Here is a 6442-nt window from a genome sequence, read left to right on the forward strand (position 1 = left end):
CCGTGACGACATCCGTGTGGCTTCTGATCGCGCTGCCGCTGGCCGGTGCCGCGATACTGTTGCTCGGGGGGAAGGCCACCGACGCGTGGGGTCATCTGCTCGGCTGCGCCACGGTGGTCGGCGCCTTCCTCATCGGCGCGACGCAGTTCGTGGCAATGTCCGGGCGTGCCAACGACTTCCGGTTGGTGCACGAGACGCTGTTCTCCTGGGTCCCGGTCGCGCAACTCCAGGTCGACTTCGGGCTGCGGCTGGACCAGTTGTCGGTGTGCTTCGTCCTGCTGATCACCGGCGTCGGCGCGCTGATCCACATCTATTCGATCGGCTACATGGCGCATGATCCGGCACGGCGCCGATTTTTCGCCTACCTCAATCTGTTCGTCGCCGCCATGCTGCTGCTGGTCCTGGCCGACAATTACCTGGGTCTGTACGTCGGATGGGAAGGCGTCGGCCTGGCGTCGTACCTGCTGATCGGGTTCTGGTCGCACAAGCCGTCGGCCGCGACGGCCGCGAAGAAGGCGTTCGTCGTCAACCGGGTCGGTGACATCGGGCTGGCGCTGGCCCTGGCGGCCATGTTCGCCCACACCGGAACTCTCTCGTACACGGGTGTTTTCGCCAAGGCTCCGCATCTTGCCGCGGCGACCGCCACGCTCATCGGTCTGCTGTTGCTGCTGGCGGCCTGCGGCAAGTCCGCGCAGGTGCCTCTGCAGTCCTGGCTGGGGGACGCGATGGAGGGCCCGACGCCGGTGTCGGCGCTCATCCACGCGGCCACCATGGTCACCGCGGGCGTGTACCTCGTGGTGCGGTCGGCACCGATCTTCAACCAGTCCGCCGACGCCCGGCTGGCGGTCGCCGTCGTCGGGGCGGTCACGCTGTTGTTCGGCGCGGTGATCGGCTGCGCCAAGGACGACATCAAGAAAGCCCTCGCGGCGTCGACCATGAGCCAGATCGGCTACATGATGCTGGCGGCGGGGCTCGGCCCGGCCGGCTACGCGCTCGCGATCCTGCATCTGCTGGCGCACGGCTTCTTCAAGGCCGGGCTGTTCCTCGGTGCCGGTTCGGTGATGCACGCCATGGACGACGAGACCGACATGCGCCGCTACGGCGGGCTGCGCACCGCCATGCCCGTAACGTTTGCGACGTTCGGCATGGGGTATCTCGCGATCATCGGTATCCCGCCGCTGTCCGGGTTCTTCTCGAAGGACCCGATCATCGAGACCGCCTTCGCGGCCGGTGGCGCCAGAGGCCTGCTGTTCGGCGGCGCGGCCCTGCTGGGTGCGGGCATCACCGCGTTCTACATGACCCGCGTCATGCTGATGACCTTCTTCGGTGAAAAGCGCTGGCGCGCCGAGGCGCATCCGCACGAATCGCCGTCGGTCATGGGCTGGCCGATGGTCCTGCTGGCCGGCGGGTCCATCGGTGCCGGTGCCCTGCTCGCCGTCGGCGGCAAACTGGAGCACTGGCTGGAACCGATCGTCGGGTACCAGGAGCCCGCGCACGCCATCCCCGCGTGGCTGCTGACCGTCGTCACGCTCGCGGTGGTCGGGGTCGGAGTGGCGATCGCGTATCGGATGTATGCGCTGCAACCCATTCCGATCAGTGCGCCGGTCAACGTCTCCGGCCTGACGGTCGCTGCCCGCAACGATCTCTACGGCGACGCGTTCAACGAGCGGGCGCTGATGGCGCCGGGCCGGCGGCTCACCAAAGACTTGGTCGACTTCGACGACGTCGCGGTCGACGGCGTCACGCGCGAACTGGCGGCCCTGGTACGCAGCGGGTCGCAGGATCTTCGACGTTGGCAGAACGGGTTCGCCCGGTCGTATGCGCTGTCCATGTTGGCCGGAGCGGCATTGATTGCGGCCGCCATTCTCACGGTGAGGGTGTGGTGACCGGAATGTGGTGGCTGACGGCGTTGTGGGCCGTCCCGATGGCCGGCGGTGCGGCAGTGATCCTGTTGCCTGCCACCGCACGGGCTTTCGCCCGCTGGGCCGCGCTCGCGGTATCGCTGGTGGTGCTGGTCATCGCACTAGTGCTGGCACTGCGATTCGATCCCGCCGGTGCGCGCTATCAGTTCGTCGAGAACCATCCGTGGATACCATCGTTCGGCACCGGCTACATCCTCGGCGTGGACGGCGTGGCGCTGGTGTTGGTCGCGCTGACGGCGGTCCTGGTACCGCTGCTGATCATCGCCGGGTGGAATGACGCTGACACGAAAGACACTGGTGCGCAGGCCAAGTCGACACATGCCTACTTCGCGCTGATCCTCGCCGTCGAGTCGATGGTGCTGATTTCCCTGGTGTCGCTGGACATCTTGCTGTTCTACGTGTTCTTCGAGGCCATGCTCATCCCGATGTACTTCCTCATCGGCGGTTTCGGAGCAGACCGTCCCGCCGCCTCGAAGGCAGCCGTGAAGTTCCTGCTGTACAACCTGTTCGGCGGCTTGATCATGCTGGCCGCGGTCATCGGGCTGTACGTGGCCACTGCCAACAGCCCGCTATTCGCTCACGGCACGTTCGATTTCCGCGCCGTCGCGGACGCCGCACGCTACGGCACGCTGAACATCAGCCCGGGCCTGGCCAACGCGTTGTTCGGCGGATTCATGTTCGCGTTCGCCGTGAAAGCACCGCTGTGGCCGCTGCACCGCTGGCTGCCCGACGCGGCAGTGCACGCGACGCCGGCTACTGCCGTCTTGATGATGGCCGTCGTCGACAAGGTGGGTACCTTCGGCATGCTCCGGTACTGCCTGCAGCTCTTCCCGCAGTCCGCAGCGACGTTCCGGCCGTTGATCATTGCGCTGGCGGTCATCGGCATCGTCTACGGAGCCATCGTCGCCATCGGGCAGACGGACGTCATGCGACTGATCTCGTACACCTCGATATCGCACTTCGGCTTCATCATCCTGGGCATCTTCGCGATGACCGAGCAGGCGCAGTCCGGTGCCGCGCTGTACATGGTGAACCACGGCATCTCGACCGCCGCCCTCTTCCTGATCGCCGGGTTCCTGGTGTCCCGCCGGGGATCTCGGAACATCGCCGACTACGGCGGCGTGCAGACCGTTGCGCCGGTCCTCGCCGGCACGTTCCTGATCGCCGGCTTGGCCACGTTATCCCTGCCCGGCCTGGCCCCGTTCATCAGCGAATTCCTGGTCCTGGTCGGCACATTCATCCACTACCCGGTCGTCACCGCCGTGGCGGCTACGGCGCTGGTGCTCTCGGCGCTCTACATCCTGTGGATGTACCAGCGGATGATGACCGGCCCCGTGGCCGATGGCAACGACAAGCTGCGCGATCTGGTGCCACGCGAATTGGCCGTGGTAGTGCCGCTGGTCGCCCTGCTGTTCGTGCTGGGCGTCTATCCCAAGCCCGCCCTCGACATCATCAGTCCCGCTGTCGGCCATACCGCGCCGAGCACCGCGCAGGGGGTGACCCGGTGACGCCCATCCCCGCGCCGTCCGTCGAGTACGGCCTGCTGTCGCCGATGCTGATCGTCTTCGGCATCGCACTGGCTGGTGTGCTGGTGGAGGCCTTCGCCCCGCGTACCGCGCGGTACCGCGCCCAGGTCGTGCTGAGCATCGGCGGCCAGGCGGTGGCTTTTGTCGCCGTGGTTTGCCAAGCGCTGCACCTGGATTCACCGGTCGGCCGGTCCGCGGTGCTCGGGGCCATCGCCATCGACCGTCCGGCACTGTTCCTGCAGGGCACCTTGCTCGGGGTCAGTGTGTTGGCGACCCTGCTGATGGCACAACGGGTTTCGGATGGCAGCGGGTTGGCCGCGTTCACGCCGCAGGCCGCGACGGTGCCCGACAGCGCCGCTGAGCAGATCGCGCTCAAAGCCGGTGTGACCCAGACCGAGGTGTTCCCGCTCGCCATGTTCGCGCTCGGCGGCATGATGCTGTTCGGCGCATCCGACGACCTGCTGACGATGTTCGTCGCGCTCGAGGTGCTGTCCCTGCCGCTGTACCTGATGTGCGGCCTGGCCCGGCGAAATCGGTTGCTGTCGCAGGAAGCGTCGCTGAAGTACTTCCTACTGGGGGCTTTCTCGTCGGCATTCTTCCTCTTCGGTGTCGCGATGCTCTACGGCTATTCGGGCAGCCTGAGCCTGTCGGGGGTCGCCGCCGGTCGCGGACCGGCATCCCTCGGACTCATCGGCATCGCGCTCCTGTGCGTCGGCCTGTTGTTCAAAGTCGGCGCAGTGCCGTTCCATTCGTGGGTGCCTGACGTATACCAAGGGGCACCCACGCCGGTGACGGCCTTCATGGCGTCGGCCACCAAGATCGCCGCGTTCGGCGCGCTGCTGCGGGTCTGCTACGTCGCGCTGCCCACCCTCGCCAACGACTGGCGACCGGTGCTGTCGATCATCGCCGTGCTGTCCATGACAGTGGGTACGGTGATCGCCATCGCGCAGAACGACGTGAAGCGCATGTTGGCGTATTCCTCGGTGGCACATACCGGTTTCATCCTCACCGGTGTGATCGCGCTCAACACCAGCGGACTCTCGGCATCGTTGTTCTACCTCTTCGTCTACGGGTTCAGCACGCTCGGCGCGTTCGCGGTGGTGAGCGTGGTCCGCCGCGCCGACGGCGACGAAGAAGGTGACCTGCGCCGGTGGGCCGGACTGGGCCGGCGGCATCCATTCTTCGGTGTCGTGTTCGCGCTGTTCCTGCTTGCCTTCGCCGGCATTCCCCTGACCAGCGGGTTCGTCAGCAAGTTCGCGGTCTTCAAGGCCGCGGCCGAAGGTGGCGCCGCATCGCTGGTGGTCATCGGTGTGATCGTCAGCGCCATCGCCGCGTATTTCTACGTCCGGGTGATCGTCCTGATGTTCTTCACCGATCCGGTCGAGGACGGCCCAGTGGTGCAGTCGGGAACGCTCAGCACCGCAATGATTGGGCTGACGGCCTTCGTGACCCTCGCGCTGGGTGCCGTCCCCCAGCCAGTACTGGACCTGGCCAACCACGCCGGCCAGTTCCTGCGCTGAGCGACTAACTGACCGCCGGTCGACGCTCGCGTCCGACATTGGCGAGCCGCACGCTGCGGCCGGGGTCACTATTCAGTTATCAAGGTGCGCAACGTATTACGCGGCCACATCTAGTCGCATGGTGCGGCGGTTATAGGCGGGGATGGGTCGCCGGTGCGGGTCGACGGTGGCCGGTGGGATGAGCCACGGATGTTTGTCCAGGCCCATGACGACGTCCCAGCCGTCGTGGTGGACGTTGGCATGGCACGCCGGGCACAGCAGGCAGCCGTTGCTCAGGCTGGTTTCGCCGTGGTGGCTCCAATGCACAATGTGGTGAGCGTGGGTGCGTCCCGGTGGTGCGCCGCATTTGATGCAGCACTGATCACGCAGATACAGGGCTTTGCGTAGGTGGGCGGGGAACAGGCGTTTCTCGCGTCCCATGTCCAGTGGCACCTGTTCGCCGTCGACCAGCACCGTGGTGACCGCGGTGTCACAGGTCAGCCGGTCCAGGGTCAAGGCGCTGATCGGCCCCATGAACTCCAACTCCGCCAAGTCCGGTGTATCAGCGGGCACCGTCACCAACAACTGCGTACGCGGCGCACTGGCGACGTCACCACCACGGGCCGCGATATCCAGCACCGCCTCCAACGCATCAGCACGCCGCCGCCCCGCCGACCGCACATCCGGGCTGCCGTCCGGTTCGGGTCGCGGCGGCGACAACTCCTCCATCGCCGCCACATACTTGGCGCCGACCTCGGCATCCAGATCCGCGCGGATCTGTAGCCGGCCGTCACTGGTCACCCGATGGTCCACGGTGTTGATCGACCGGTCCTCCGCCGCGGGCACGCCACCCTCGGCAGCGGCCACCCGATTCCCCAGCCGGCGCGCCCGGTCACCGATCGCCGCCGGAGTCGCCCCCGAGAAGAACTGCCCCAACAAATCGGTGACCTGTTCAAACCGGGCCGCCTCATCAACAGGACCAGGCGACCGCGCCCGAATGTGATTGACGCCCTTGATGATCGCATCGACATGCTCACCCGAAATCGCCCCATCACCAGCATGCGCCACCAAAGTCGGCAGCGACGGCGACGCCGCACCAACACGCACCAGCCGCTCGGCCACCGACGGCGCGCACCCAAGACCAATCAGCAGCTCCCGCGGCGTCCGGCCCTGCGACGACGCCACACCAAGCCGCCCCAAGGCAGTAGCAACCATCGCCGCCAGATGATCAACGACGTTTCGCAACACCACCAGCGCCCGCATCACATCAAGAGCGTCGTCGCGATTGACGTCGTCAGGGATACGCAAAGCGCAGACACCATCGACGATGGTGTCGAGTTCCGTCGAGGTACTCATGATTCGATTTTATCGAACATATGTACTGCTTATCTGCTTAATTGGACCTATGCTGGTCAGCATGGGTACTGCAGAGGGTGGGCCGGTCGGCGGGGTCGACTATCCGCGCACGTTCCAGGAGTTTCGGAGCTGGTTTCCC

The 6442-nt window shown here is 66.2% G+C and carries 4 protein-coding genes; 3 read left to right on the forward strand and 1 reads right to left on the reverse strand.

Translation table 11 applies throughout. The features are described from left to right. The first annotated feature begins 2 nt into the window (after positions 1 to 2). Genes nuoL through nuoN form a run of 3 tightly spaced genes read left to right on the forward strand, consistent with a single transcriptional unit; the run spans position 3 to position 4968 of the window. The gene (nuoL, locus tag TL10_RS24530) at positions 3 to 1886 is read left to right on the forward strand and encodes an NADH-quinone oxidoreductase subunit L (RefSeq protein WP_043987730.1); all 1884 of its coding nucleotides are present in this window, start codon (positions 3 to 5) and stop codon (positions 1884 to 1886) included. Positions 1887 to 1891: 5 nt separating this feature from the next. Then, on the forward strand, positions 1892 to 3430 hold the full coding sequence (locus TL10_RS24535) for an NADH-quinone oxidoreductase subunit M (RefSeq protein ID WP_192830299.1): 1539 nt from the start codon (positions 1892 to 1894) through the stop codon (positions 3428 to 3430). 5 nt (positions 3431 to 3435) lie between these two features. Next, positions 3436 to 4968, forward strand: a complete 1533-nt coding sequence (gene nuoN / locus TL10_RS24540; RefSeq protein ID WP_110789210.1) for an NADH-quinone oxidoreductase subunit NuoN — start codon at positions 3436 to 3438, stop codon at positions 4966 to 4968. A gap of 96 nt (positions 4969 to 5064) precedes the next feature. Here the strand turns inward: nuoN and TL10_RS24545 are convergent, their stop codons facing one another. Beyond that, positions 5065 to 6303, reverse strand: coding sequence for an HNH endonuclease (locus TL10_RS24545; protein ID WP_043987726.1), 1239 nt, complete (start codon positions 6301 to 6303; stop codon positions 5065 to 5067). Between the last annotated feature and the right edge of the window lie 139 nt (positions 6304 to 6442).

Source organism: Mycolicibacterium llatzerense (assembly GCF_000878195.1).
Classification (GTDB): domain Bacteria; phylum Actinomycetota; class Actinomycetes; order Mycobacteriales; family Mycobacteriaceae; genus Mycobacterium; species Mycobacterium llatzerense.

Coding starts and splice junctions, on each gene's coding strand:
- TL10_RS24545 (WP_043987726.1), bottom strand. CDS start 6,303: ATGAGTACCTCGACGGAACTCGACACCATCGTCGATGGTGTCTGCGCT.
- TL10_RS24535 (WP_192830299.1), top strand. CDS start 1,892: ATGTGGTGGCTGACGGCGTTGTGGGCCGTCCCGATGGCCGGCGGTGCG.